Source organism: Methylobacterium sp. A49B, from assembly GCF_053346215.1.
This window is the reverse complement of sequence record NZ_JBKFBO010000118.1, coordinates 43344-69129: the sequence shown is the minus strand read 5'-3', so window position 1 is coordinate 69129 and position 25786 is coordinate 43344. Positions and strand designations below refer to the sequence as shown.

Annotated in this window: 18 protein-coding genes; 4 read left to right on the top strand and 14 right to left on the bottom strand. The window is 67.9% G+C overall.

Annotated elements, in window-relative coordinates; all coding sequences use genetic code 11:
* Nucleotides 1–171: 171 nt before the first annotated feature.
* The 4 genes from ACLBX9_RS23885 to ACLBX9_RS23870 form a co-directional block, all read right to left on the bottom strand.
* On the bottom strand, nucleotides 172–1275 hold the full coding sequence (locus tag ACLBX9_RS23885; protein ID WP_447720683.1) for an SMP-30/gluconolactonase/LRE family protein: 1104 nt from the start codon (nucleotides 1273–1275) through the stop codon (nucleotides 172–174).
* A gap of 262 nt (nucleotides 1276–1537) precedes the next feature.
* On the bottom strand, nucleotides 1538–2473 hold the full coding sequence (locus tag ACLBX9_RS23880) for an ArdC family protein (protein ID WP_447720682.1): 936 nt from the start codon (nucleotides 2471–2473) through the stop codon (nucleotides 1538–1540).
* Between the two features lie 1027 nt (nucleotides 2474–3500).
* Entirely contained in the window at nucleotides 3501–6167 is a 2667-nt protein-coding gene (locus tag ACLBX9_RS23875) for an MHYT domain-containing protein (RefSeq protein WP_447720681.1), read from the bottom strand.
* A gap of 307 nt (nucleotides 6168–6474) precedes the next feature.
* Complete coding sequence (locus tag ACLBX9_RS23870) at nucleotides 6475–7299, bottom strand: transglutaminase-like domain-containing protein (RefSeq protein WP_447720680.1); 825 nt, start codon at nucleotides 7297–7299, stop codon at nucleotides 6475–6477.
* 149 nt (nucleotides 7300–7448) lie between these two features.
* On the opposite strand from ACLBX9_RS23870, the gene ACLBX9_RS23865 reads away from it, so the two are divergent.
* Nucleotides 7449–9422 (top strand): AI-2E family transporter, encoded by a 1974-nt coding sequence (locus tag ACLBX9_RS23865; protein WP_447720679.1) that lies wholly within the window; start codon nucleotides 7449–7451, stop codon nucleotides 9420–9422.
* A 99-nt stretch (nucleotides 9423–9521) separates the two neighbouring features.
* Here the strand turns inward: ACLBX9_RS23865 and ACLBX9_RS23860 are convergent, their stop codons facing one another.
* The 3 genes from ACLBX9_RS23860 to ACLBX9_RS23850 form a co-directional block, all read right to left on the bottom strand.
* On the bottom strand, nucleotides 9522–11348 hold the full coding sequence (locus ACLBX9_RS23860) for a cation:proton antiporter (RefSeq protein WP_447720678.1): 1827 nt from the start codon (nucleotides 11346–11348) through the stop codon (nucleotides 9522–9524).
* Between the two features lie 200 nt (nucleotides 11349–11548).
* On the bottom strand, nucleotides 11549–12343 hold the full coding sequence (locus tag ACLBX9_RS23855) for a catalase (RefSeq protein ID WP_447720677.1): 795 nt from the start codon (nucleotides 12341–12343) through the stop codon (nucleotides 11549–11551).
* A 111-nt stretch (nucleotides 12344–12454) separates the two neighbouring features.
* A complete protein-coding gene (locus ACLBX9_RS23850; protein ID WP_447720676.1) occupies nucleotides 12455–12643 on the bottom strand; it encodes a hypothetical protein in 189 nt (62 codons plus the stop codon).
* A 433-nt stretch (nucleotides 12644–13076) separates the two neighbouring features.
* Here ACLBX9_RS23850 and ACLBX9_RS23845 point away from each other — a divergent pair, with 433 nt between their 5' ends.
* Entirely contained in the window at nucleotides 13077–13532 is a 456-nt protein-coding gene (locus ACLBX9_RS23845) for a CBS domain-containing protein (protein WP_447720675.1), read from the top strand.
* Here ACLBX9_RS23845 and ACLBX9_RS23840 read toward each other — a convergent pair whose 3' ends face one another.
* Nucleotides 13533–14033 carry a hypothetical protein gene (locus tag ACLBX9_RS23840; protein ID WP_447720674.1) on the bottom strand — a complete coding sequence of 167 codons (501 nt, stop codon included), beginning with the start codon at nucleotides 14031–14033 and terminating at the stop codon, nucleotides 13533–13535.
* A gap of 89 nt (nucleotides 14034–14122) precedes the next feature.
* On the opposite strand from ACLBX9_RS23840, the gene ACLBX9_RS23835 reads away from it, so the two are divergent.
* Nucleotides 14123–15886, top strand: a complete 1764-nt coding sequence (locus ACLBX9_RS23835) for an SLC13 family permease (protein WP_447720673.1) — start codon at nucleotides 14123–14125, stop codon at nucleotides 15884–15886.
* Nucleotides 15887–16061: 175 nt separating this feature from the next.
* Here the strand turns inward: ACLBX9_RS23835 and ACLBX9_RS23830 are convergent, their stop codons facing one another.
* From ACLBX9_RS23830 to ACLBX9_RS23810, 5 genes are all read right to left on the bottom strand, one after another.
* Entirely contained in the window at nucleotides 16062–18149 is a 2088-nt protein-coding gene (locus ACLBX9_RS23830) for a catalase (RefSeq protein WP_447720689.1), read from the bottom strand.
* Between the two features lie 352 nt (nucleotides 18150–18501).
* The gene (locus tag ACLBX9_RS23825) at nucleotides 18502–19617 is read right to left on the bottom strand and encodes a hypothetical protein (RefSeq protein ID WP_447720672.1); all 1116 of its coding nucleotides are present in this window, start codon (nucleotides 19615–19617) and stop codon (nucleotides 18502–18504) included.
* A complete protein-coding gene (locus ACLBX9_RS23820; RefSeq protein WP_447720671.1) occupies nucleotides 19608–20288 on the bottom strand; it encodes a 5-bromo-4-chloroindolyl phosphate hydrolysis family protein in 681 nt (226 codons plus the stop codon). The genes ACLBX9_RS23825 and ACLBX9_RS23820 overlap by 10 nt, the downstream gene beginning before the upstream one ends.
* Nucleotides 20285–21853 carry a vWA domain-containing protein gene (locus ACLBX9_RS23815; RefSeq protein ID WP_447720670.1) on the bottom strand — a complete coding sequence of 523 codons (1569 nt, stop codon included), beginning with the start codon at nucleotides 21851–21853 and terminating at the stop codon, nucleotides 20285–20287. Before ACLBX9_RS23815 ends, ACLBX9_RS23820 begins: the two co-directional genes overlap by 4 nt.
* Nucleotides 21850–22944 (bottom strand): toxic anion resistance protein, encoded by a 1095-nt coding sequence (locus ACLBX9_RS23810; protein ID WP_447720669.1) that lies wholly within the window; start codon nucleotides 22942–22944, stop codon nucleotides 21850–21852. The genes ACLBX9_RS23815 and ACLBX9_RS23810 overlap by 4 nt, the downstream gene beginning before the upstream one ends.
* Nucleotides 22945–23242: 298 nt before the next feature.
* On the opposite strand from ACLBX9_RS23810, the gene ACLBX9_RS23805 reads away from it, so the two are divergent.
* Entirely contained in the window at nucleotides 23243–24766 is a 1524-nt protein-coding gene (locus ACLBX9_RS23805) for a carbohydrate porin (protein ID WP_447720668.1), read from the top strand.
* A gap of 20 nt (nucleotides 24767–24786) precedes the next feature.
* Here the strand turns inward: ACLBX9_RS23805 and ACLBX9_RS23800 are convergent, their stop codons facing one another.
* Nucleotides 24787–25758, bottom strand: a complete 972-nt coding sequence (locus ACLBX9_RS23800; protein WP_447720667.1) for a transporter — start codon at nucleotides 25756–25758, stop codon at nucleotides 24787–24789.
* Between the last annotated feature and the right edge of the window lie 28 nt (nucleotides 25759–25786).

Here is a 25786-nt window from a genome sequence, read left to right as displayed (position 1 = left end):
CGGCAGGGAGGATCTTCCGGCAGGGATGGGCGCCGGATCGGCCCCGGGTCGAAGCGGTATGCAGGCCGGAGAACGGCCGCTTCCCGGACGCTCTAACGGGTGCTGGAGCCGCGCCTCGGGTCGTCACCGGCCATCGGCCGCGATCACCGAGCGTCAGCTTCGTTCCGCCGATCAGTTGCGCAGCGGCTTCGCCCCGATCTGCATCCGGTAGATCGTGGTCGGGAATTTCACCGCCGACGCTTCGCCGCCGTTCATCGTCGGCGTGCGGTTCATCTGCGCCGCGGGGATCCACAGGCCGCCCTGCTCGTCGATCCACATCGCGTCGACCCAGACCAGCCGCGGGTCCTCCACGAGCGTGCTCATCGTCCCATCCGGCAAGATCTTGAGGATGCGCAGACCGTCCGTGTCGCTCGCGTAGATCGTCCCGTCCGCGTCGATCGCGGTTCCGCCGGTGGCCACGGTGGCGGCGAACAGCGTCACGTGCTTGGCCCGCTCCGCGTCGCTCAGGTTCGCGTCATCCAGATAGCGCGTCTCGATGCTGTAGAGCGGGCCGGTGCAGGCCTGATAGTAGAACGTCTTGCCGTCGGGGGAGACTTCCAGCTGGTCGGCGTGGATGAACAGGAGCTTGCCCTTGTCGTCCCGGAGCACCCGGCCCTGGCCGGTGAGCGGCCGCTGCGCGATGGTCGACCAGTGTCCGTCGAGCACCCGCCGCAGGCCGCCGGTGTCCAGGTCGAGCACGAGCAGCCCGGGCTGGCCGGCATCCGTCAGGTAGACGTTGCGGCCGTTGAAGCGGAAATCGTCGATGAAGCTACGGTCGGTGGTCGCCGCCTGCAGCGGGTAGACCTTGCGCACGGTGTTGGTGGCCAGATCGATCTGCACCAGCTTGGGGCCGCCGGGAAGCGGCGCCTCGCCCATGCCGGGCGCGCCCTTGTCGACGACCCAGAGATCGCCCTCCGGCCCGATGCGGATGGCGTTGACCGCCACGAAGGCCTTGGCCGGGTCATCGCCCTGCTTCCACGCGTTCCACGCGTCATCGGGGAAGGCGACGGGCTTGCCGTCGCGCCACTCGCCGAGTTCGATCCCCTTGCCCTTCGTCTGGCGCTGGAACGGCGAGAACACCCGGCCGTCTTTCGCGCGGCTGATGCCGTTGAAGACCAAGCTGTCCGATCGCAGCACGGGCTCGAGCGCGTCTGGCCCAGCCTGAGCGTCGGCCGCCCGTGCGGACGACGCCAAGCACCCTGCGAGCAGGAGGGCGGGGATCAAGAGACGGGTCATGGGCGATCACGCGCTGCGGTGGCAGGATGTTCCGCTGCAAGCCCTGGAAACCCGACGGTGTTCCCAGCCGCGCGCCCTGCGCCGCCTCGGTGCAGCGTTCCGGTGGCTGTCCGGGACTAAGCGGGCTCTCGTGCCCCGAAAAACCGTCTGTTGCGGGGGGGCGGTCGTGTCCCGGTCCTGAAGGCCCGGTCGTCCTTCAGGAACTTGGCTGGGGCGCCAGGACACTCAGCCCGCCGCCACTCGCCAGAAAAAGCTAGTTTCCTCAGGCGTTTGTCTCGCGAGACGCCAAGGGATGTGTAGCAGGATTGTGGTACGAACAGCAACATTCCTCGCGATTGCCCAACGGGCCGTTGGATCGCGGCGCGGCGAGGTGATCGGCGGCGCGAGAGGCCTGGGAGGCAGTGGCTGAGAGTGCGCGTGGGTCAGCGCGCAGGAGCGGCGCCCAGGAGGCGCAGTAGGCGGCGTGATTAGGGTGGGGCGTTCGTGCGATACCCAGATCTGCCAGTACGAAGGCGGCGCCGAGCTCTGCCACCAGCTCCTCGGCGGCGTAGGCACGGGCACCGAACCGGCCGGTGAGGTCACGGTCGAGACGGTGGGGGGCGCCGGTCCAGTGCACGAGCTCGTGGGCGGTCGTCCCGGCGTAGCCTATGGGCGTGCGGAAGGCGGTGCGGGGCGGTAGGTGGATGGTGTCGGTGGCTGGCACGTAGCAGGCGCGGTTGCCACCATGCCGGATCGTGGCGCCGGTGGGGGTGACGAAGGCCTCGAAGGCGGGCAGAGGGTCTGAGGTGATACCGGGCGCAAGCTCGTCGGTAGGCGGCGCCGGAGCGTCGACCTGGGCGGCGTTGAAAACGTGGGCGGCTCGGGCGATAAAAGGTGCGCCGTCGGTCGGGTCTGCATCGGTCCCGCGGGGCAGCTCCTTGTAGAACAGCACGAGTGTGCCGTGCTCGGCCTTGCGGACCTGCGCGCCGAGCGCCGCCCACTGCCGGTAGGTCGCCCAGCGCGCATCGGCGTAGCCGTTGGCCTGCGCCGCGCACCACAGCGCCAGGACGTTGATGCCGCGGTAGCGTCGGCCTGTGGGAGCGTTGCGCGGCATCGGGTCGGCGCCGTGCCAGGGCGGCGACCATGAAGCTGGGTCGGCGGTCTCGAGCTGTGCGAGGATGGTCGCGGCGAGACGGGCGTGCAGGTCGTTGGCGGGCATGAAGGCTGGGCTCCGATGCAGCCACGGCGTTGGCGGCTTCGGTGCGGGGTTCCCTCAGGTGCAGCAGCAGTTCACAGAAGCTTCGGGTGCGGCTGCAGGCCGGGGCGCGGCGGTTAGCCTTAGGCCTCGCCCCCTGCCCTGCCCCGGATCTTGGTGAACGTTTGAGGGAGGCCGGCTTGCTGGAGGCAAGGCTTTGCCGGTGGGCGGCAAAGCCGCGCTCTACCGCGGAGGTCCGGATCTCGGAGCCACGTCGTCGGTCGACCGGCGGATCGAGGTGTAACCTTGTGATAGGTAGGCCGGGGCTGTGCGGTCGGCCTTTACACACCGCTTCCCGTCAGCTTGGACGTCCAGCGCGGACGGACCCCTCCGCTCGATCCGCGGTGCATCGGGTCGTCCTGGAGGTTTGGGGCTACCCGTGTACCTCCATCCTGCGGTCCGTGAAGTACGGGACCGCTTTTTACGCCGATGCCCTTCGGCTTGCGACCCGGCGGTCCCCTTCCCGCATGGCTGGCGGTGGAGGCTCGGGGCTCATAGGGAGCGTGGCTTTTTCTTTTGGCAGATAGAAGCTCGCGGCCACCCAGTTCAGGCGGCGTAGCGTTTCACCGTTCGAGATGAAAGACGAGGAGACTCCGGGGGGATTAACTTGCCACACCTAAGCAGGACTGGGCTTGTACGAAGCGTGACGAATTGATCGACCGGAGCCTGAAGCTGCCCTTCCGCTTTGCGCCCATCTCAGTCATTCAGCTGGCTTTGATGCCATACCGTAAGCAGACACTGCCGGCTTTGGTCGACCATTCGCGTAACCCCAGCAAATTTTTTAGGTGTCGCGTCGCAATAGTCATGGATCGGTGAGGTCCCGACTAAAATTTTAGGACACTGGTCTAGCTTCTAAGACGGATCACATGCCAGCCGTTTATAGCAATCACTTTGGAGAACACTCATGTTCATTGAGTGCCCTGGCAGTAGCCGAGGACTCCTTGATGCCATATCTCCCGGCCGGGCCGGACTGCAAGACGGCCAGCAGATGTCATCCGTCCGGGGACATTGCCTTACGCGAAACTGTTTCCTCAGTATCCGCTTGGCGGTTGTCGAGCTTGCGCAATTCGGTAGCGATGTCTTGTAGGCTGGCGTCACCCTTGCGCAGGACCCGATTAGCCTCGGACAAGCGGTCGCGCTCTGACGCGGTGACGTTGCGCGCGCTGAGCACCACCACGGGGATATTGGTGCACCCCGGCAGCTCGCGCAGGCGGTCGAGGAACGAGAACCCGTCCATCACCGGCATGGTCAGGTCGAGTAGCACGAGGCGCGGCACGCCGTGCCGGACCTGGTCGAGCGCCTCGCAACCATTCCCTGCCTCGCGCACACTCCAGCCATTGCGCTCCAGCACGGTGCGGAGGCGGTGACGCATATCGACGTCGTCATCAACCACAAGAAGATCGCCGTCGGCCGCACGGAATTGGTCGAGGATCGTCCGGAGGCGCGCCCAATCCACCGGCTTGGGCACCGCTTCGACCGCACCGAGGGAGGCGCTGAGCGCGGCGTCGGCGACAAAGCTGACCATCACCACGGGGATGCCGGCGGTCTCCGGATCTTCTTTAAGGGCGGCCAGCACCGACCAGCCGTCCATCTCGGGCATCATCACGTCGAGTAGGATGGCGCGGGGTTTTAGTGAGCGCGCCAGCTCCAGGCCGGTGCGCCCGTTGTCCGCCGTACGCACTGCGAAGCGCTGGCGTTCGAGGAAACGGGTCATCAGCTCGCGCTGGTTGGCCTCGTCGTCGATGACGAGCACGAGGTCGCCGATGGTTGTCTGGTTCTCGGGGGGAACTGTCGCCGCCTCGACGACCTGGTTCGGTGCGGTCGCCGGGACGCGTAGGGTGAAGGCCGTGCCCCGGCCCTCGACGCTCGCGACCGTGATGTCGCCGCCGAGCAGCTGGGCGAAGGCGCGGCTCAGCGCCAGCCCGAGGCCGGTGCCGCCGAACTTGCGCGTGGTGGTCTCGTCGGCCTGGGTGAACCGCTCGAACAGGCGCCCGACCTGCTCCGGGGTCATGCCAATGCCAGTGTCCTCCACGGTGAACCGCAGCCACGCGATGGTACCTGCGTTTTCCTCGCGCACCACCCGCAGGGTAATCGTACCGCCCTCGGTAAACTTGGCCGCGTTCGACAGCAGGTTGAACAGGCACTGGCGCAGCTTCACCGCGTCAGTGCGGGCTTGGCCGACGTCCCGCGCAACATCGAGCACCAGCAGGTTGCCCTTCTTGCCCACCAGCGCCTCGACCGTGCCAGCGGCATCCATCACGAACTCGACGACGTCGATGTCCTCCGGGTACAGGTCCATCTTCTCGGCCTCGACCTTGGACAGGTCGAGCACGTCGTTGATCAGCCCGAGCAGGTGCTGGGCGTTCGACTTGATCTTGCCGAGGTCCTTCAGGAGGCTGTCCTGGCCGAGTTCCTCAGCCTCCTCCTCCAGCATCTCCGAGTAGCCGATCACCGCGGAGAGCGGCGTTCGCAATTCGTGGCTCATGTTGGCCAGGAATTGGCTCTTGGCGCGGCTATGCTCCTCGGCCTCATCCCTGGCCTCACGTAGGGCGGTCTCAAAGGCTTCGCGTTCGGTGATGTCGGCGTGGACGCCGACCCACTCGCGGATCGTCCCATCCGCGTTGCGCACTGGGCGCCCCTTGACCGTGAACAGCCGATACGCACCGTCTCGGTTGCGCACGCGATGCTGGAGTTCGTAGCCCCGGTCCGCCGCCACAGCCTCGCGCCACGCCGCCTTCGTCGCCTCGACGTCGTCGGGGTGCACGGCCTTCGCCCAGCCGGTGCCCTGGCACTCGGCCTCGGACTGACCGGTGTAGGCTTGCCAGTATGGCTGAGGCCCGGTCATCGCTCCACGCGCGTCGGCGGTCCAGATGATATCGCCGACCGCCTCAGCCGCCGCGCGGAAGCGGCCTTCGCTGGCATGGATGTCGCGCTGCACCCGCTGCTGGTCGAACGACGCGGCCACGATGGCCATAAACAGGATCGTGAACGTCGCGCCAGAGACGTACAGGGCGAGGTTTTGCTGGCTGACACTGACGCCCGCGGCGTGGGCGGCGTGCGCTCCGAGATCCTTCGCCGTGAAGGTCGCCGCGGCCATGCCGGTGTAGTGCATGCCCGCGACCGCGAGACCCATGACAACGGCGGCGGCGAGCTTCTGCCAGACGCTGTTCTGCCGGAAGGTCAGCCACAGCGCGGCGGTCGCTGCGGTCACGGCGATGGCCACCGATGCGGCGACCACAGGTAGGCTGTAGGCGAGGTTGCCCGGCACCCGCATCGCCGCCATGCCGGTGTAGTGCATGCCGGCAACGCCGACACCCATCAGGGGACCGCTGATCAGGACGTCGCGCGGTCCGGCGCCCGGGCGGCTGACCCACGAGAAGGCGGCCCCGGTGGCGGCGATGGCGAGCACCAGCGACGCGACGGTCGTCCTGAGGTCGTAGGCCGCCGGCATGCCCATCTCGAACGCGAGCATGCCGACGAAGTGCATCGCCCAGATGCCGCCGCCCATGGCAAGCGAAGCCGCCGCGACCCAGGCCCAGCGCAGGCCGGCGGCCGCCCCGCGGACGCGCCCGCCCAAGTCGAGCGCCGTGTAGGAGGCGAACACCGCGATGGCGAGGGACAGCGCGACGAGTGCGGGATCGTAGCCGGTGGGGACCATGAAATTTCCGGTGACTTCCCCGAGGCTATAGCTTGGAAACACGGCAGCCCGCGAGCAATCGCCCATTCGTGAACGACGTCAACGCGAACCATCGCCGCGTTCCATCGTGGCGGGCGCAGGGATCACTGGCTACTGCGGCGTCGTTCGCCTGAGGCTGTCGTTGGATCGCCCGCGAGGCGGTGACGCTGGCCCACAGGCCTGAGCCGTGCGGTCGTGACGCGGAGTGGTCGGTGGCCGCAGGCCGAGGGCGATTGCTGCGACCTCAAGCGCCGTCAGGCGCCCCCCGGTCAGGCGTCACCCAGCTCGCTCAGCCCGGGTCGACCTCGTCCGTATGCACCGTGAACCCAGCCAACGGCGCGGGGCCGAAGCTCGTGGTGATCGCGCAATCCGTGGCGTCGCGGCCGTAGGCCATGACGATGCGGCCGATGCGCGGTCGGTTGTGCCGGGCGTCGAACGTGTACCAGCGCGGTCCCGCCGGCCCGTCGAGGTAGACCTCGAACCACGCCGAGAAGTCCATCGGCGCCGGGTCCTTCGGCACGCCGATGTCGCCGAGGTAGCCGGTCGCGTAGCGCGCCGGGATGTTCATGCACCGGCACAGCGTGATGGCCAGATGTGCGAAGTCCCGGCACACGCCGACCTGCTGGGCGTGGCCGTCGAAAGCGCTTCGGGTCGCGTCCGCCTGCATGTAGTCGAAGCGCAGCCGACCGTGCGCGTAGTCGACGATGGCCTGGACGCGCGCCCAGCCCTCGGGCGTCGAGTCGAACAGGTTCCAGGCGGTCTGCGCGAGCTTGTCGGTGTCGCAGTAGCGTGAGCCGAGCAGGAACGGCAGCGCCTCGTCCGGCAGGTCCTGCACCGGGATCTGCCGGGCATCCGGCGCGTGGTCGTCAGGGCGGCCATGATCCTCGATCTCGAAGTCCGCCGACATAGTGATGCGGCCGCCTGGGACGAGGATGCGGGTGGCGACGTTACCGAACGGGTCGCGGAACTGCCTGGCTGGGACCGGGGGGGCGAACCCGATGACCTCGCGGCTCAGAAGGTCCGGCTGACGCTCGGGGCGCACGTTGAGGAGCAGCACCATCGGGGTCGGAGCGAAGGTATCGAGGGCGACGGTGTAGCCGCAACGGATGCGCATGGCCGGATCTCCACCTGAGACGGTGCTGTCCAGGCAAGATGTCCGCCATGCCCTCGTTCCCCAGGCAGGAAGGCGTGACGGGACGAAACGAGGCCGACGACGTTAGGAGGAACACGCGGCGCACCGGCCCGCGTCGAGGAGTTCAGCGTATGCCGACCGACACTACGGGCGCCCCGAAGCAGCCTGCCCAAGTCCCGCCGCCGCTCGTGCCGGGCCTGCGCGGCCTCTTGACCCTCGCCGTCGGTGTCGTGCTGATCGCCGCGCTGTATTTCGGTCGCGAGGTGTTCGTCCCCCTGGTGCTGGCCATCCTGCTCAGCTTCGTCCTGGCGCCGGTCGTCAACCTGCTGCGGCGGATCAAGCTCGGGCGCGTGCCCTCGGTCATCGTCGCGGTCCTGCTGGCGCTGGCCGTACTCGGCGGCATCGGTGCGGTGATCGGCACCCAGGTCGCGGGCCTCGCCGGCAACCTGCCGCAGTACCAGACAACGGTGCAGAAGAAGTTCGCTGGACTGCAGCAGGGCTGGCTCGGCGAGGCCAACAAGCTCCTCCAGAAGTTCAATCACCAAGTCCAGGACGCAACTCAGAAGGCCGACGCCGCCGGCACGACTGCCGAGACAGGCCCCGCTGGCGACACGCCGAAGGCGCAGCTCGTGCGGGTTCAAGAGCCCGAGCCCTCGCCGCTGGCGTTGGCGGAGAAAGTCCTCGGCCCGGTCGTCTCGCCGCTGACCGACGTCGGCATCGTCCTCGTCGTCGTCGTATTCCTGCTGCTACAGCGCGAGGACCTGCGCAACCGCATGATCCGCCTGTTCGGGTCGAGCGACCTGCACCGCACGACGGTGGCCATGGACGACGCGGCCGGCCGCCTCGGCACCTACTTCCTCGCCCAGCTCGGTATGAACGCGGCCTTCGGCGTCATCGTCGGCGTTGGGCTGTGGTTCATCGGCGTACCGAATCCTCTCTTGTGGGGCGTGCTCTCCGCCATCATGCGGTTCATCCCGTACATCGGTGCCATCATCTCGGGGGTGTTCCCGGTGGCGCTAGCGGCCGCGGTCGATCCGGGCTGGTCGATGGTGATCGCGACCGCCGCCCTGTTCCTGATCGCCGAGCCAGTGTTCGGGCAGGTGGTCGAGCCGCTGCTCTACGGCCATTCCACCGGGCTTTCGCCCTTCGCAGTGATCGTCTCGACCCTGTTCTGGGGCTTCCTGTGGGGGCCCATCGGGCTGATCCTGGCCACGCCGTTCACCGTCTGCCTCGTGGTGCTCGGACGGCACGTCGACAGTTTGGAGTTCTTCGACGTGCTGCTCGGCGACCGGCCGCCGCTGACGCCGGTGGAAAACTTCTACCAGCGCATGCTGGCCGGCGACCCAGACGAGGTCCGTGAGGTCGCCGAGGGCATGCTGAAGGACCGTTCGCTGTCCTCGTACTACGACGAGGTGGCGCTCAAGGGCCTGCAACTCGCCGCCAACGACTATGCCCGCGGGGTTGTCACCCCTGTCCAACTGGAGAACATCCGCGCCTCAGCGCGCTCACTGGTGGAAGACTTCGAGAGCCACGACGACGTCGAGCCGGCCGTCGACGACAAGGCGGTCAATCCATCCGAAACTCCCACCCTAGCCGAGCGTGTTCATCCGAAAACCGAGGCGGTACCGGCTCATGCCCCGCCGCGGGATGCCCTGCCCGAAGCGTGGCGGGGCGATGCCCCGGTGCTGTGCCTGGCCGGTCGCGGCCCCCTCGACGAAGCGTCTTCGGCGATGCTGGCGCAATTGCTGCGTAAGCACGGGCTCGGCGCGCAGGTGACCCCGTACCAGTCCGCCTCTCGCGAGGGCATCCGCGAGCTCGACCTGTCCGGCGTGGCGATGGTGTGCATCTCGTACCTCGACATCACCGGGAATCCTTCGCACCTCCGCTACCTGCTGGAGCGGTTCAAGCGACGCGCGCCGGGTATTCCCATCCTGGTCGGGCTATGGCCGGTCGGCGAGAAGGTACTCACCGACGCGGCGCTGGGCCGGGAGGTTGGTGCGGATGCCTACGTCTCGTCGCTGCGCGAGGCCGTGGATGCCTGCCTGAGGGTCGCAACCGATTCCTCGCCGTGTCAGGATTCACCCACCGTCGTACGGGCGGCTTGACTGATCGCCAGGAGATTCGCCCCCGGAACCTGCACCGTGTGCACCGGAGCAAGCCCCGGTCTGCTCCGCCGATCTCGCAGGACCTTCGCGGGCCGGCCGTCATGCAATGGCCAGGGGATGCATCGCGGCGGTCTCGTGGTGCGAATGGTTGCGTCTGGCGTAGGCCAGCAGGCGATCGCCCGCCTCAATGGCGGCTTCCTCGTGATCGATGGAGATGAATTCGACCGCGCCATCCGGCTTGATAATCAGCAAGCGTATCGCATCCGACCGCAAAGCCGATTGTGCAGGAACGACTTCGAACTGCCAGCCGGCATCATGGTATCCCGCGAGAGTGTCGAAGTCGGTCTTGCCTTCACCTAGTACCTTCCCGCGGGCGTCCCGGCTCACGCCCGTGTCCTCGTGCAGGAGATGGTCGGCCGAGGGAGCGAGTTGGTACACACGCTCGCGGCCGATCTCGGGAGCCAGCTTGGTACAAACAAGGGCGTTGTAGAGTTCGTCGCGGGTCGCGGCGAGCAGATGGTCCGGCGGATGGTCGGCGAGGCCCTCCTCGGCATGGCGGGACAGGAGTTCGGCCTGCAGCGTCGGGACACCGGCCTCCTGCGCCGCGTGCAAGGCGCCGGGATAGGTGTCGATGAGAATGACCGGCACGCCTGCACGGTGGAGTGCGACGACCATGGCGGTCGCCCACGGGCAGGCGCCCACGACGGCGAGCCGCTGGCTCTCGGCCGCAGCGGAAAGACCCAAGCGGCGAGAGAGCGGCCCCAGGGAAAAACCGTGCAGGATCACCGTCGCGACGATGACCGCAAACACGGTCGGCTGGATGAGATCGCCGCCGGGGTATCCCGCCTCGTTGAGGCGAGGGCCGGCCACACCCGCCACGGCTGCCGCGACAATGCCGCGGGGCCCGATCCAGCCGACGAAGACGCGCTCCCGCCGCGATAGGTCGCTATTCAGCGTCGCCATCCAGGTGGCGACTGGCCGGACGAGGAACACGATGGCGGCGGTCAGGCCGAGGATGGGCAGGGACAACTTGCCGAGGACCCCGAGGTCGAGGTCGGCCGTCAGCACCACGAAGAGGGAGGACACGAGCAGGACGACCAGGGCCTCCTTGAACCGACGCAACTCCGCGATGCCCGGCAGATGCCGGTTGGCGAGGGCGATGCCGAAGATCGTCGCGCCGATCAGTCCCGCCTCGTGCATGAACAGGTTCGGGACAACGTAGGCGATGAGCGCAAGCGCGAGAAGCACCGGAGTCTTCAGGGTCTCGGACACGAGGTCGCGCCGGAACGCAAAGGCCACGAGGAAGGCCGAGCCCACGCCGAGGGCGACGGCCACCATCACGCCCTCGGCGAGATGGAGCGTGAGCGCGACGACAGGGTTCTCCCCGGCCTGGTGAGGCACGCCGACCAGGATCTCGATCACGACCGCGGTGAGGATCGCTCCGACCGGGTCGTTGATGATGGCCTCCCACTTGAGGAAGGCAGCCGAGCGCCGCTCCAGGCGCGCGTGACGTAGCAGCGGCAGGATCACCGTGGGACCCGTCACGACGAGGATCGCACCGAACACTGCCGCAGGGCCCCACATCATCCTGCCAACCAGGTGGGCCGCGAAGGTGCCGAGGAAGAAGTTCACAGGCAGGGCGAAGGCGGTAAGCCGTAACACGCCCTCGCCGGATGCCCGGAGTTCGCGGAAGTCGAGGGCGAGGCCGCCCTCGAACACCACGATGGCCACCGCGAGCCCGATCAGCGGCCGGAGGTTTTCCCCGAAGTCCCGGGTCGGGTGCAGCAGGCCGAGCATGGGTCCGACCAAGAACCCGAAACCGAGGAGAAGCACGATGGCGGGGATGCGCAGACGCGCCGCGAGAACCTGGGCGGCGATTCCGCCGCCCACGATGCACAGCACAGCCGTCGTCACTCCGTGTTCCATGCGCAAGGCTCCGGTCTTGTCCGAAGATGCCCACGGGCGTCCGAACCGGGTTTCAGGTGCGAGGGACGTCGCAGGCCACGCCGCTCTCCCGGACAGGCTGAGGCTTGGCCGTGCGATAGCGACAATTTCGGTGCTGGATCCCGGTTCCCCTCGGCGTCCCCGCCACGCCGAGCCGTCTCGTACCTCCGATTGGCCGGGCCTTACCCCGCAGGGAGACGCGTCGGCTCTTCGATCGTCACGGCGTTGTTCTCGGCACGGTAAGCACGGGCGGCGGCGTAGGCGGGGCGACGCGACGGCATGATCGAGCCGAGCGGCCGATGCGCGGCCAAGCCCGTCCAGGGGTTGAATGCCAGACGGTCCTCCACCTGCTGCCGTAGAGCATCGGACCGTGTCTCCTGGGGGAGCGCGGTGATGTGCGCGACCGGGCGAAAGGGGCTCTCGTCCTCCGGCCACATCGCGGCGGCGTCCTCGATCGGCATGGAGTCCAGGCTCGTCGCCAGCTGTACGCGGAACTCCCAGACGGCCGGGTGAACCCTGAAATGGGCCGCGACGCACTCGCGGATGCCGTCGGGTCGGCCGGCGAGGTCGATGGCCTGCTCCGATAGGGCAACGAGTTCGGGCGAGACGGGCGAGATCGCCAGCTTGGCGAAATACTCGCCGTGGAGAAGCGCGGCCTGCGAGTAGAAACTGTCGCCGAGCAGATGCGTCTCGGCTTGCCCCGCGAGCGTCGTCAGCGTCGCCGACTTCAGTCCGACCTTCTCCAGCGCCGCCTCGGCCGCGCGTGACACGGCCGATAGTCCGATCTTGACGGGCTCGGCGCGGCCCGTGGTGGCGGCCAGGGGCCGCAACTGACGCAGGAACCCCCGGGCGTCGCCGATCTGAAACGAGGGGGAGTTGCCGAACACATAGTTCTGCGTGGTCTCGTCCTCGCTTCCGGGCAACCGAGCGCCGGGTACATTCAGCACTTTGAGGGCGACCCCACGCGGGGTGGACACCTTGTCGTCCAGGATGTCGCCCGGTGTCGTACTGAAGCGGAGGATCGCATCGTAGCCGGCCGGCGTCGCGAACAGCCCCTGCGCGAGCTGCGGCGAGAGTCCCGGCAGGACCTAGAAGCGCGCCCGCAGGTAGCCATGCGCCTTGGTATGGACGGAGCGATAGGCGTGGCCGGTATCGGCATGGGTTTTTCGCTGGATCGCCAGCATCGTCTCGGTGAGGCCGCGCTGCGTGTCCGCCTCGTCCTCGGCGATGGTCTCGTAGGCGGGGTCGAAACGAAGCGGGGCGAGCGTCTGGGCCATGGGGCATAGACCTCTAGCTGAGGGAGCGGGCTGTTCGCGGTCGCAAGGCGGTCGTGCGTGTCAAAGACAACGGGACGGTCGTCACCGCAGCTTCGCTGTCGGGCTCGATGGACGAGGCCACTTCAGCCGTCGCCGAAAGGGTAACTGTATGGGCGGGGCCTTCGGATCCGGGTGCGGCGCCATGGTCTGCCAGACGGCCCCAGGGTATGAATCAAGGCGACCAGCTTGCGATGACTGCCTGCCGCCTTGCCACCCCTCGGCCCTGTCCGACAAATCGTCCGGCCTTCGAACCGTTCGGAAGCGGGGCGGCGCCCGGCATCGAGTTCCGCCCTCGAATTAGGTCGCTAAGTTTCGCACCTCGAACTCCCAGCGGGGGAAAGTGCCGATGACTCGCGTCGCCGGGCGCCCATCACCGCAGCTTGCAGAGGCAGCAATGTCGAATCTCTCCGCCGAGCACATCCGCGTCGCCGATGTGATGGCACGCGACGTCGAGTTCATCGAGCCGCAATCGAGCACGCAGGCCGCGGCCATCCTGATGGGCGAGATCGAGGTCGGGGCGCTCCCGGTCGGCTCGGCGGATCACCTCGTCGGCATCGTCACGGACCGGGATCTGCTGTACCGGGTCGTAGCCCGCGGGCGCGATCCCACCGCCGTTACTGTGCAGGAGGTCGCCTCGCGTCCCGTCCTCTCCTGCGATCCCGGCGACTCACTTCGAATGGCACTGGATATCATGGGCACGAACTACGTTCGGCGCCTGCCGGTCATCGACGGGAGCCGCAAGGTCGTAGGCTGGCTGACCCTCGCCGATATCTCGCGCCACCTCCTCGTGAATGACGACGCGATGCAGGTCTCCCTGCAGGCGCTCACAGAAGGGGCGACGGACGCCTGATCAGACCCGATACCGACGCTCCGCGGCGCGCACGGCTGTCGTGGGCAGGCCACGATGCAAGGCGACGTAATCCGCGAAGGCCCACCCAGTCGGCCCCGCTGCCCGGGCAGCGATCAGGCAGAGGATGAAGGCGATCAGGCTGGTTTCAGCTCCCGTCAAGCCGGCCAACGCCCTATCGAGCGGCGGTGGCGACGTCAGGGCATCATCGAACGTCGCGAGAACCTCCTGGTCGGCCCCCGAGGCTGCCAGCCAAGCCCGGATCGGATCGAGCACCATCATTGGACCGCTCGACCGGGCGACCACCGCCGCGAAGCGAGCCAGCGCCCCGCGTTCGGCGCCGGAAAGGCGTGCCAGATTGACGCTCAGGGGCATTACGGTCTGGTGGCGGTTCTGCAAGAAGCCATGAAGGACTTTCTGCCCGACAACCTCCAGGATCTGTCGTTGACCAGGGGGGATGTTGCGGTGACGGCGATCGACCGCTTCAGGTTCACCTCTCCTCACCCGGTGATCCTGTCGTTCCCCCGCTCGCTCCAACGCCTAACCCTCTCAGCCTGCGCCACTGTGGCGACGTCCCGAACAGGTGTTTCCGAATGACCGTCGATCAAGTGCTCGCCTTCAGCCTGATCGGCGTGACGGTGGCAGCCTTCGTGTGGGATCGCCTCCCTTATGATCTCGTGGCCCTCACCGCCCTCGCCGTCGGCATCGCGGCGGGGCTGGTGCCTGCCGACAAGGCCTTTTCGGGCTTCTCGGACGATATCGTCATCATCGTTGGGTCGGCCCTCGTGCTTTCGGTGGCCATCGCTCGCTCCGGCGCGGTCGAGACCCTGATGCGTCCGCTCATGCCGTACATGACTAGTCCGGTGCGCCAGGCGCCGATCCTCGTGGCCGGGGTCCTGCTCCTATCCATGGTCACGAAGAACGTCGGTGCGCTCGCCATCTTCATGCCGATCGCGCTGCAGGTCGCTCGCCGCAGCGGGACATCCCCGTCGGCGCTGCTCATGCCGATGGCTTCGGCTTCGCTCATCGGCGGCATCGTCACCCTGGTCGGCACCTCGCCGAACGTGATCGTCTCGAAAGTCCGCGCCGACCTGACCGGCAAGCCCTTCGGCATGTTCGATTACGCCCCCGTGGGTCTCTGCGTGGCGGCGGCTGGCTTCGCCTTCCTGTGTCTGGGCTGGCGCCTGTTGCCCCGGCGCGACGGGGGCACGCGCTCAATGGAAGCGGCGTTCACGCTGGAGCGTTACACAACGGAGGCTCGCCTTCCGCCAGAGCATCCCGTAGTCGACCGTACGGTCGCCTTCCTGGAGGCCCAGGGCGACGGCGATGTCAGCGTTGCGACCATCCTGCGCGAGCGCTTTCGGCGCTACCCGGCCAGTCCGGACTTCCGGCTGAGGACCGATGACGTGCTTCTGCTCAACGGCGAGCCGGACGCCCTGGAGCGCTTCGTGGCACGCACCGGGCTCGCCCTGGCCGGTGCCGCGCCCGGGGTGGAGGCCGTGGTGATGGAGGGCGTGGTGACGGCGGAGTCCGAGCTCGTGGGGCGTACCGCCGCACAGCTCGATTTGGAACACAGTTCAGGCCTGAGCATCCTTGCGGTCAGCCGGCGCGGCCGGCGCATTGAGCAGAGGCTCTCCTCCGTCCGGTTCCGAGCGGGGGACGTCGTGGTGGTCCGCGGGCACACTGCGGCGCTGGCATCGGCGCTCGGCACCTTCAAGGTGCTCCCTCTCGCCTCCCGTGAGATCGCGCTGGGCCGGAACGACCGGAGTTGGCTGCCATCCGCGATCCTGTTCGCGGCGATGGGTCTCGTCGCCCTCCACGTCGTGCCCGTCGCTGTCGCCTTTTTCGGTGCGGTCGTCGCCGTGCTGCTTCTAAGAAGCTTGACGCCGCACGAGGCTTACCAAGCTGTCGAGTGGCCGGTGCTCGTCCTCCTGGGCGCCTTGATCCCGATCTCCGAGACAGTCAGCACCACGGGCGGCGCCGATCTCATCGCCGGCCACCTCACGACGCTGGTCCAGGGTCTCTCGCCGATTATGGCCTTGGGCGCCGTCCTGATCCTCGCGATGGCCGTCACGCCATTTCTGAACAACGCGGCCACAGTCCTCGTAATGGGCCCGATCGCCGCAAAACTGGCGACTGGGCTCGGACTCAGCCTGGATCCGTTCCTGATGGCGGTCGCCCTCGGTGCCGCATGCGATTTCCTCACGCCGATCGGCCACCAGTGCAATACCCTCGTGATGGGCCCAGGCGGCTACCGCTTCGGTGATTACACGCGACTTGGGTTGCCCCTGTCAGTCATCGTGATCGCGATCGGCCTTCCTGCCATCGCGTTTGTCTGGCCTCTTCATCCGGTGTGATCTGTGCCCGGTCGGTGCTCGTCCACTTTTCCGTGGCCCCTCTTGCAAGCAGACGGGCGGCATTCGGCCAGAACCTGCTGAGGCCGACAGGCTACCCGGCATCTCGATTCGATCAGAAAAGGACGATCGCTAGAGGTTGATTATTACGCCCAAGCGATCGTGCCTTTCATCTGTTTTAGGCTAGCGTGCGGACGTTCGGTTCGCGGTCCCAATAGCGCTTCTTTGCCGCCTCGACGAAGCCGCCGAGGTCGGTCACGCCCTCGTCGGCCTCGACACCTGCCTTATCAAGCAAGGGCTTAGCAGCGGCGTTGGCGCCGATCGCCTTCAAGTGGCCGAAGGCATCCATCACCCACTGCACCGCGGCACCCTCTTTCACGAGCTTCCCCGCAGCCTTCTCAGACAGGATCACCGCGCAGGCATCGACCGTCACCGAGGGCTGGCCGAACAGTTGCGCATCGGCGGCTATGGCCGAACCGTCCGAGAGCGGCACCTTGCCGACCTTCGGGGCAATCGTCATCGCATGGCCACCCGCCGCCTTGATCGCCTTCTTCAGGGCGTTCAGCTCGTCCGCATCTGTTCCGTCCGCGATCAGGATGCCGACGTTGCGGCCTTCCAGCGTGTGCCGCTCCAGTGGGCCACGGATGATGCGCAGAGCAGGCGACGGCGCCATGTCTAGGACCGGGACCGCGGTCGGCGAAGCAGGCGGCAGGTCCATCGCCAACCCGTCGGCAACACGCGTAGCTAGACTCTCGTCGACATTGCGCAGGTTGGCGAGCATCTGCAGGCGGATGTGCTCCAGGCTGACCTTGGACAGCTCGAACACGAGTGCGGACGCGATATGTGCCTGCTCGGCCGGGTCCATCGAACGGAAAAACAACCGCGCCTGGCTGTAGTGGTCGGCGAAGCTCTCCGGCCGGACCCGGAGCTTTGGCCCCTCCTCGTCCGAGGGGAAGGTCTTGTAGCCACCCTTGGCGTCTTCTCGCGCACCGCCCGGCTCGCCCGCTTTGGCAAGGCTGTTCGGCTCGTAGTTGGCGCGGCCCTTCGGCACCGCCATCTGCATGTGGCCGTCCCGCTGCTGGTTCATGAACGGGCAGCCGGCCGCCTCAGCGCGACCCTTGGCGGAGTTGATGGGCAGCTGGTGGAAGTTGACCGAGCCCAGCCGCGAGAGCTGCGTGTCGGTGTAGCTGAACAGCCGGCCCTGGAGCAGCGGATCGTTCGAGAAGCCGATGCCCGGCACGACGTGGCTCGGCACGAAGGCCGCCTGCTCGGTCTCCGCGAAGTAGTTGTCCGGGTAGCGGTTGAGGACCATCTTGCCGACGATCCGGACGGGCAGCGCCTCCTCGGGGATGATCTTGGTCGCGTCCAGCACGTCATAGGGCTGGCTGTTGGCGAACTCCTCGTCGAACAGCTGCAAGCCGAGCTCCCACTCGGGGTAATCGCCACGCTCGATCCGCTCGAACAGGTCGCGACGCTGGAAGTCCGGGTCGGCGCCGGCGACCTTGACCGTCTCGTCCCAGATCGTCGAGGCGAGGCCGGCCTTCGGCTTCCAGTGGAACTTAACGAATGTGCTCTTGCCCGCCTTGTTGATGAACCGGAAGGTGTGGACGCCGAAGCCCTCCATGTTTGCGAAGGTGCGCGGCAGTGTCCGGTCTGACATCGCCCACATGATCATGTGAGTCGACTCCGGCATCAGGCTGATGAAGTCCCAGAAGGTGTCGTGGGCGGTCGCCGCTTGCGGATAGCCGCGGTCGGCCTCCATCTTGGCAGCGTGGATCAGGTCTGGGAACTTGATCGCGTCCTGGATGAAGAACACCGGGATGTTGTTGCCGACGAGGTCCCAGTTGCCCTCGCGGGTGTAGAACTTGACGGCGAAGCCGCGCACGTCACGGGGCGTGTCGATCGATCCCGCTCCGCCCGCCACGGTCGAGAAGCGGGTGAACACATCGGTGCGCTGGCCCTTTTTCTGAAACAGGTCGGCGACGGTGATGTCTGCGAGGCTTTCAGTGCACTCGAAGTAGCCGTGCGCGGCGGACCCGCGGGCGTGGACGATCCGCTCCGGGATGCGCTCGTGGTCGAAGTGGTTGATCTTTTCGCGGTAGACCTCGTCCTCGAGCAAGACAGGGCCCCGGGGACCGGCCTTGAGCTGGTTCTGGTTGTCGGAGACCGGCGTGCCGTGATTGGTGGTCAGCACGGGGTGGTCCGCGTCGGCGGTTTGATGTGTCTCACCACCGTGGCCGGCATCGAGTGAGGTCAGTTCGGTCATGGCTTCTCTCCTTGGCTGAGGGCCAACCGAAAGCGCGGCCGTAAGTTTCCCCCGTCGTGCGATAGCGGTGAAAGAGTGATCTCGGTCGGCTCGCAGCCCGCCCAACAAGTCGGTTGAGATGGCTGAGGCATGTCCGCTTCACCGCGATTGCGGTTTGGAAGCAGACCGTCAGCTTTCGGCCAGACCACGTCGCGCTAGGTTGCCTAAACTTACGGGACCGGACATTCGGCTTCGCGCCCGTTGCAGCCATTGGCCGGACGAGGCGGGCCGCTCGAAAGCGGACATCGGTGTAATGCCGAACAGGACAGTGGGCTTCGATCGACGGCCGCCCGTCCCAGTTAGGTCATCCCAGTCAGCCGGGTGTGCCGAGCCGTTGCATCAGCGCCAACATCGTCGTCGCATCCGGCATCGGCGCGAGGCTCGTGATGGTCTGAGCCAAACCTTCGACCTGCGGACCGCCGCGACCGATGCCGCCGAGCTTGCCCCTGAAGCCGTGCTCGCTCCAGGCGAGTTCCTGGAGATCTGGATCGGTTAGCGCGGAGACAAGCGGGTCGGCGGCGGCGGTGAGGCTGATGATCGGGTGGGCGGAGGTGACGGTCGGCGTCGGATAGAGCATGACCGGTCGGATCCGGGCGCTCTTCAGGGCGGCCCAGCGCTCCGGGTTCGAGAGGATGAACTCGACGAGCTGGCTCTCGTAAGCCGCGACCAGGGGTTTGCCGCCCATCCCCTCGGTCAGGTAGCTGTTCCAGTGAGTGCCGCTCGACGCCTCCTTGTAGCCCATGCGCTCGAAGATGCCGGCGATCCTGTCGCCGTCGCGGGCCACGGTGTCGACAGTCGCGATATCGCCCGCAAACAGGTTGGCGAGGAGCGCTGCGAAGCTGAAGCCCGAATTCGATTTGACCGGGTCGGTCGTCGTGATGATGACCCGCCCATAGAGATCCGGAACACCGAGATCCTTCCAGGTGAGCCGCCGAACGACGGCCTCCATCAGCTCGGCCATCCGGACGACGTAGAAGGCGTTGTCGCGCCGCGCGACATAGCCGGCCTTCTCGAGCGCCTCGGCCACCGGCGACCAGCTGTAGAGCACGAGAGGCGAGTTGAAGACGATGTCGTCGCGCCGCACCGGCAGGCCGTTGCGCCGGGCGAGCTGAGCCAGGACCGAACTCGCCGGCCAGAGCCATTGCGGCTGCTGCCGCGTCAGGGCGGCTTCGCTGACCATCTCGACCGAACCGGCTCGGCGCGCGTCGAGCGTGAGGCCGTAGCGGCCGGCGAGGAGGTCGCGGACCTTCGGATTGCGAACGAAGTCGAGCTTCTCGCCGCCGATGAAGCCCCAGACGGAGACTTGGTCCGGATGCGTGCCGGTGACGAGGCGCTCGATGGTCCGAGGCCCGACCAGGGCGACGCCCGACGTGCCAACGACACCCGTGGCCAGGAGCCCGAGCCCGAGATGGCGGCGGCTCAGCGCCATGGCGCGGGCTCCGAGGCGGGTCGCGTCGCGGTGGGCGCGGGCGCGGATCCAGGCCCCTCCGCGCGGATCGCGTCGGCGAGGAGCTTGAGCTCGACGTCGAGCCCTTCGATCTCTGGAGCGCTCAGGCGGTCGGCGTGGCGCGCGAAGACGGTGTCGAGCTGCCCGATCATCCTGGCCGTGGCCTGGAGCCGGGCCGCGTCGGGGCGGCTCGCGCCTTCGAGGATCCGGAAGCCCTCGCCGAGCCGCACGGAGGCCGGGAGGTAGTAGGTCAGGAGTCGCTGCACCCGCGACAGTCGCGCCGGCCTCCGCGACACGGCGGCGGCGACCCGTTCCGCGACGCCGTGCAGGTGATCGAGATGTTGCCGAACCGCGGGATCGCGCACGCCGCGCGCCGCGTCCCGCAGCCGGGCGAGGTCGCTCTGCGCCGCGGCGATCACGTCCCGGGCCAGGTCGAGGGCGGCGCCTTCGAGGGCTGCAGCGTCGAGCCCCTCGAACACGTCGCGCGGCGCGAGGGCGAGGCGTCCGCCGATGAAGATCAGGATCGCGCCCGGCAGGGAGGCCCAGAGCGGCAGACCGAGGCCGAAGGTCGCCACCGGCGCGAACAGGCCGCCCGCGAGACCGGCCCAGAGATCCGCCCGGGAGCTGGTGTCCGAGAGGGAAGGCAGCCTCAATTGTACCCCCGTACCGCCCGGAACGCCTCGCGCAGCGAGGTGCGCCCGTCGAACACCCGCGCGCGGGTGGCATCGGCGAGGGCGTCGAGCTGCCGCCGGTCGGCATCGCCGAACGTGATGCCGAAGATCGGGATATCGGCTCCGGTCCGGCGCCACGCGTCCAGGAAATCCTGCTGGTGATCCTCGCTGCGCCCGTCGGTCATCAGCACGATGGCCGGCAGGTAGCGGCCGAGGTCGGGCGTGCCGCGGATCTCTTGGAGCCCGGCCCGGGCACAGGCGTAGATATCGGTCCCTCCGGCGGCGGTGTTGCCGTCCACGGCCTCGATCAGCGACGCGGAATCGGCCGTCGACCCGCTGCCCCGGGTCACATGCCGGACCCGGCTGTCGAAGGGGATCACCGCGATGCGGTCGGCCGCGCCGTTCTGGACGAGGACGCGGGCGGCCTCGTCATGCGAGAGCACGAAGCGCATGGCCTTCTTCAGCGCGTCCTCCCCGGCACCCCCCATGCTGCCCGAGAAATCGAGGCAGTAGACCGTGAGGGAGGGGCGCCGCAACGCCTCCTGGTAGAGGTCCAGGGCCGCCCTGACGACGGCGGGCTCCGGCATCCGGATCAGCGGCGCCAGCCGGCCCGGATCGAAGTTCCAGGCGGGGTCGGGCTCGGGGCCGGTCGCCTCGCCGACGGCGGGGCGCCGGCCGAGGGCGACGAGCCTGAGCTGCGTGTCGGGGGCGAGCAGGTGCTTCCGGAGGGCGTCGAAGAAGTCGCGTGCCGCGGCGCCCTTGCCCCGGTCGACGAATCCGATCGGGGAATTCGCCGCCGCGACGCCGTCCGTCGGATAGATCGCGTAGAGCAGCTCCGCGCCCCGGCGCTTCAGTTCGGCATTGGTCTCGGCGAGCACGGCCTCGTAGTTCCACATGCCGTCGTAGGCGACGCCGCGTTCCTGGCTCTTCAGGTAGAGATCGGAGAGCCACGCGCTCGATCCGGCCGTGCGGGCGGTCCCGGCGAGCAGGGTCTTCACGGTGTCCTGGACGCCCGGCTTCTTGAGGTCAGCGAGCGTGATCGCGTCTGGCGAGCCGAGCGCCGCCGAGAGCATCGCCAGGTAGGCGCCCGCCCCCGAATTCGATTGGGTCGCCGAACTGGCGAGGTAGGTCAGCGAGCCAGCCTTCACCGCCGCGACGATGTCGCCGGTCGAGACCGGCCGCCCGACCCAGCCGAGGGCTTCGGCCTTGCTCCGGCGCAGGCCCAGGATCACCGGGGAACGGGCGACCGGCGTCAGGTCGCGCACCCGCTTGTCGCGGTCGAACATCTCGATCCAGATGGCGTTGGCCGGCCAGACCGCGTCGAAGGCCGGCGCCGCATCGGCCAGCGCGAGGCCGATATCGAGGGAGCCCTGATAGTCGAAGCGGCAGGCTGCGCCCCTCGCGCGACAGAAGTCCTGGACGATGGGTTCCAGCGTGCGGTTCTCGGAGCCGGAGGCGATCACGAAGTCCAGGGGCGGGCTGCCGCTGCAGGCTCCGAGGACGGCCAGGAGGATCGCGGCCGAAACGCAGCGGAGGCGGCCTCTCACGCGGACTGCCCCAGCAGTGTGCGCTTCAGCTCGTCCTCGATGCGGGTCAGCTCCGCCTCGGCGGCGCGCCGCTTGGCTTGTCCATCGCGCTGGATCGCCAGAACCTCGTTGACGGTCTCGACGAATTGCCGGTTGACGTGGCTCAGGGTCTCGATGTCGACGATGCCGCGCTGAACCTCCCGCTTGATCCCGGCGGTGCCCTGCCGCAGCCGCTCGGCATTGGCCTTCAGGAGCGCGTTCGTCGTGTCGGAGACCTCCCGCTGGAGCTTCAGCGCTGCGTCCTGCCGGTGCAGGGCCAGCGCGATCGTCATGCCGTTCTTCCAGGTCGGGATCGTGGTCGCGATGGAGGATTGCAGTTTCTCCACCAGGGCAGCGTCGCCGTTCTGGACCAGCCGGATCTGCGGCATGGTCTGCAGGGCGATCATACGGCTGAGCTTGAGATCGTGGACCTTCCGTTCCAGGCGCTCGACGCTCTGCGCGAGGTCGGAGGCCTTCTGCGCGGCGAGTTGACCTTCGACGCCGTCCCCGGCCGCGCGTGCCTGCGCCTCCAGGGCGGGTAGCCGCTCCCGGCGGACCTCCTCGATGATCTGGGTGCCGGCGACGATATAGGCTTCGAGCTCGCGCATCTGCGCGAGATTCCGCTCGAACAGGCCGTCGAGCATCGCGATGTCGCGACGGAGGGCGTCGCTGCGGCGTTCGAGGTCCAGGGCGATGCGATCGACCTGCGCGGCGAGGGAGGAGAACCTCTCCCGGAAGCGCAGCACCCGGACCTTCGCGCCGCCCCAAAGCCGCTCCAGCAAACCCGCCTTGCCGAGCGAGGCCGGATCGAGGCTGTTCACCTTCGCGATCAGATCGGAGAGCAACGCGCCGACCGGGCCTGAATCCTTGTTCAGGGTATCGCGCAGGATCGTGTCGGCGAAGGTGGCGACGCCGCGCTGGGCCTGATCGCCGTAAGTCGTCAGCGCCGAGCGATCGTCGAGCCGGATCTCCTGGCGGATGCGCTGGACGAGGTCGGGATCAGCGGCGTTCCCAAGTGCCGCAGCGGCGCTGGACGAGACGGCGCTGCCCGTGCCTTCCTCCGATTGACGCATCGGCCGGCCACCTTTTTTCAAACCCCGGGATCAGCAGCAAGGCCAGTTGCATCGGCCGCCCGCGCCTCGTGAGGGCATGTCCACGACGCCGGCGAACCGCCCGGGTCCTGGGCAGCTGGCGGCGTCGGCACGATGATGTGGCGATCGATGACGATTCGATGACAGTCTTCGGCCCCGGTCCCGGATCCCGGCGAACTCGTGCGATGCGTTTCGGCGGATTGCAGCCTTTTCGGCGCCATCCCAAGCTGGATCGGCCGGCCGCGGCAAGGTGTCGTCGAACGGTGATAAAGCTGTGCCGATGCTCGGTGCTTCACTGGTCTTGGAGGCCGAGGTGCGTTCCGCCTCCCGCACCATCCTCGGAACTCTGGCCGCGCTCGGCCTCTGGCTGCAGCCGAACCTCGCCGAAGCCCAGACCGAGCCGGCCGAGGTGCAGGCCACGGTCGACCGGGTCGCGGCCGAAGGGCTTGCCATCGGCTCGCCCACCGGTGCGGGCGGCGATCCGCAGACTTCGGTCGCGCAGCCGGTCTTCTCGGCAGGCCGGGCCGCGGAGGTGACGACCTCGTTCCAGCCCCTGCTGGGGGCTGCTGGTGATCCCGGCGGCTACCGCGCCTTCCTCGAGCGGCACGGGATCACCTTCGGCCTCATCACGGTGGCCGAGACCTACCGCAACCTGCGCGGCGGCCTGCGTCGGGGTTCCACGGGCCTGACGCTCCTCGATCTCGACGTCGACGTCGATCTCGACACCCTGGCCGGTTGGAAAGGGGCTGCGGCCCACGCCACGGTCTACCAGATCCAGGGGAGCGGGACCTCCCGTAGCCGGGTGGGCAACCTCATGACCATCAGCGAGATCGAGGCCCTGCCGGCCTCGCGTCTCTCGGAACTGTGGCTGGAGCAGAGCCTGTTCGACGACCGGCTGTTCCTCCGCGTCGGCCAGCTCTCGGCCGACACCGAGTACATGGTGAGCCAGACCAGCATCCTGTTCACCAACGGCACCTTCGGCTGGCCGGCGATCTTCGCCGCCAACATGACCGATGGCGGACCGGCCTATCCGCTCTCGGCACCGACCGTCCGGCTGAAATACGTGCCAACCCGCGAGTTCTCGTTCCAGGCCAGCCTGATCGACGGCACGCCCGGCGGCGGCAATCCGCGCTCGGGGATCGACCCACAGCGACGCAACCCGAACGGCACCCGCTTTCCCGTTTCCGACCCGCCGCTCGCCATCGCGGAGGTCTCGTACGCCTACAATGCCCGCCCCGGAGACGCAGGCCGACCAGGCACCGTGACGCTGGGAGGCTGGCACCGTTTCGGCCGAGTCGATGCGCTCACGCCCGACCCGTTGACCGGCCTCGGTCGACGGGTCAGCGGTGATTATGGCCTCTACGGCGTGATCGACCAGACGATCTATCAGGAGCCGGACGATCCCAACGATGGCGCCAGCGTGTTCCTGCGAGCCTCGGCGTCGCCCGGCGACCGCAACCTCGTGAACCTCTACCTCGATGCCGGCATCGCCTATCGGGGCCTGTTCCCCGGCCGCTCGGACGACACGCTCGGTTTCGGCGTCGGCATCACCCACATCTCTCCTGCGGCGCGGCGGCTCGATGCGATCGCCGCGCTTCAGAGCTCGTCACCATCGCCCCGCCGCAGTGCCGAGATCCTGCTGGAGGCGACCTACCAAGCCGTGCTCGCACCCGGCATCGCCCTACAGCCGACCGTGCAGTATGTCGCGCATCCGGGGGGCGGCATCACCAATCCCCGCGATCCCGACGGCCAACGTATTCGCAACGCCACGGTGTTCGGCTTGCGTGCCATCACGCGCTACTGAGCCGGGCGTGGCCTGCCGGCTCAATCCCGCGGCGGGCGAATGCCGAGGCCTCGGATCAGCACGAAGGCGACGAGCGCGGAGATGCATGCGATGGCCATGGCTACGTAGGAGCCGCCATCGTTCTCCGTGAGCGGCAGGCCCTTGGTGTTCATGCCGAACAACCCGGTCACGAGCGTCGGCGGCAGGAACAGCGCAGTCAGCACCGACAGCGTGTAGAGCTGGCGGTTGGACGCTTGCGCGAGGTAGGAGGCCAGTTCCTCCTGCATCAGTCGGCTGCGGTCGGCGAGCAGGATCATGTCCCGATCGAGCGCGTCGAGCCTCTGCGCGATCCGGGCGGCGGCGGTGATAGCTAAATCGGGGATCTGCTCGTCGGTCGCCGCCGTCTCAAGGCGACGGAAGACGGCGCGCAGGCCGAGGAGTTGACGGTGCAGGCGGACCGCGTCCCGGCGGATCGGCCCGAGGCGCCGCCTCTCGCCGCGTACGCGCTCGTCGAGGATGTGATCCTCGATCTCGTCAAGCTCATCGGCCAGGCGTGCGCCGGTCTCAGTCATAGAGGTCACGACCTGATCGACGATGACGTCGAGCAGCTGGATCGGGGCCAGGATACCGCGACCCTCCACCGCCGTGTCGCGAGCGCGGTCCGGTCCGAGGACGGGGTGGCGCCGGCCGCTGACGAGCAGGCGCGGACCCATGACGAAGTGCAGGCGTCCGCCCGCATCGACTTTGGGGCTCGCATCGGACTCACGGACGAGATCGGCCACGACGCCGCCGATATGACCCGCCTCGACGATCAGTCGCTGGTGAGGGTCGCTCGCAAAGGCCATCCCGGTCAGATGCGGCGGGCCGAGCCGCCCTTCAGAGACCAGAGCCGGAAGGCGCGCATCGTTCAGGTTGAAGTGAAGCCAAGTGAAGCCCTCGCCGAAGCTCCCCGGAGCAGGGAGAGGTTCACCGCGTTCGACGAGGTGACCGCGACCGCTCGCGTCGAAGCGCATGGCCCAGAGCAGACCAGGAAGCGCCGGC

What these genes read in the sequence shown, in the direction of transcription:
- ACLBX9_RS23870 (WP_447720680.1), bottom strand. Translation starts at nt 7,299, where the DNA reads ATGCGCATCCGTTGCGGCTACACCGTCGCCCTCGATACCTTCGCTCCG.
- ACLBX9_RS23875 (WP_447720681.1), bottom strand. Translation starts at nt 6,167, where the DNA reads ATGGTCCCCACCGGCTACGATCCCGCACTCGTCGCGCTGTCCCTCGCC.
- ACLBX9_RS23865 (WP_447720679.1), top strand. Translation starts at nt 7,449, where the DNA reads ATGCCGACCGACACTACGGGCGCCCCGAAGCAGCCTGCCCAAGTCCCG.
- ACLBX9_RS23825 (WP_447720672.1), bottom strand. Translation starts at nt 19,617, where the DNA reads ATGGCGCTGAGCCGCCGCCATCTCGGGCTCGGGCTCCTGGCCACGGGT.
- ACLBX9_RS23800 (WP_447720667.1), bottom strand. Translation starts at nt 25,758, where the DNA reads ATGCGCTTCGACGCGAGCGGTCGCGGTCACCTCGTCGAACGCGGTGAA.
- ACLBX9_RS23880 (WP_447720682.1), bottom strand. Translation starts at nt 2,473, where the DNA reads ATGCCCGCCAACGACCTGCACGCCCGTCTCGCCGCGACCATCCTCGCA.
- ACLBX9_RS23850 (WP_447720676.1), bottom strand. Translation starts at nt 12,643, where the DNA reads ATGGCCCAGACGCTCGCCCCGCTTCGTTTCGACCCCGCCTACGAGACC.
- ACLBX9_RS23830 (WP_447720689.1), bottom strand. Translation starts at nt 18,149, where the DNA reads ATGACCGAACTGACCTCACTCGATGCCGGCCACGGTGGTGAGACACAT.
- ACLBX9_RS23835 (WP_447720673.1), top strand. Translation starts at nt 14,123, where the DNA reads ATGACCGTCGATCAAGTGCTCGCCTTCAGCCTGATCGGCGTGACGGTG.
- ACLBX9_RS23885 (WP_447720683.1), bottom strand. Translation starts at nt 1,275, where the DNA reads ATGACCCGTCTCTTGATCCCCGCCCTCCTGCTCGCAGGGTGCTTGGCG.
- ACLBX9_RS23810 (WP_447720669.1), bottom strand. Translation starts at nt 22,944, where the DNA reads ATGCGTCAATCGGAGGAAGGCACGGGCAGCGCCGTCTCGTCCAGCGCC.
- ACLBX9_RS23845 (WP_447720675.1), top strand. Translation starts at nt 13,077, where the DNA reads ATGTCGAATCTCTCCGCCGAGCACATCCGCGTCGCCGATGTGATGGCA.
- ACLBX9_RS23860 (WP_447720678.1), bottom strand. Translation starts at nt 11,348, where the DNA reads ATGGAACACGGAGTGACGACGGCTGTGCTGTGCATCGTGGGCGGCGGA.
- ACLBX9_RS23805 (WP_447720668.1), top strand. Translation starts at nt 23,243, where the DNA reads ATGCTCGGTGCTTCACTGGTCTTGGAGGCCGAGGTGCGTTCCGCCTCC.